Raw genomic sequence first — 849 nt, 5'->3', positions numbered from 1 at the left:
CGTTAAGACCCCCCGCGAAGAGGCGCACAAGGTTGACCGGATTCAAGAGACTGAACCGAAGTCCCGCCTCTCCGTCCTTCAAGAGCACCGATCGAAAGGTCGCAAGGCTGGCCTTGCCGTGCAGACCGTAATACGCAGCGGTGATGGAGCCTCCGGACACGCTACTAATGAATGCGACGTCCTCGAGCAGGGACGCGCCCCCGGTACCTCTCATGGCGTCGAGCCCCTGCAGCGCGCCGAAGGCGAAGGCTGCGGCTCGCGTGCCACCGCCGGAGAACGACATGGCGACGGTTGTCTGGCCGCCGACGTCCGTGGGTTCGCGCATGGCCGCGGATGCGCTGCCAGCCGCGGCCTGAGGCAGATTGCGCGGAGCATTGTGAGGAAGCGACCCGCAGGCACTGAGCCCCACGAGTAGAAGCAGCATCAGAGTGCGGTAGGCCCCGCCGCAGGCGTGTCGCTCTCTCGCTGCCCCGCCCATTCGCCAAGGCATGCTGCTCTTGCGGCGAAGAGTATGGTCATGTCGAAACTTCCACATTGGACTAGGTCAGAACGTGCTCGGCGTGGTGGCGGCCCGCAGGAAGGGAGGGGCGAGTTTGGTTGCCGCCAGGATCCGGTGTGTCCGGGTCCCTCTGAATATTACGGCATCTCCATGGAGGCTGCACGACCCGCAGATGGCGCCTGAGCAGCTTCGGGAGAAAGTTGGGGGGCGGACGAAGTCGATCAGGTACTGAATGCTAACTTGACCGACCTTGGTTGGTTCCCTTGGTGCCACGCCGCTAGCGGTCATATTCAATCTCCTCCAAGTTATCGGAGCCGCGACAGTCGGGATGGGTGTATTCGAGTTGAATG

The 849-nt window shown here is 63.0% G+C and carries 1 protein-coding gene; it reads right to left on the bottom strand.

Features of this window, described 5'->3' with window-relative positions:
• Window positions 1–424 (bottom strand): patatin-like phospholipase family protein (locus AC1DS3_RS39125; protein ID WP_477129426.1); only part of this gene is annotated, 424 nt, incomplete at its 3' end.
• Window positions 425–849: the final 425 nt, after the last annotated feature.

This window comes from Cupriavidus sp. 01L46 (assembly GCF_056399905.1).
The sequence above is the reverse complement of the archived record's forward strand: the minus strand, read 5'-3'. Positions and strand labels throughout refer to the sequence as shown.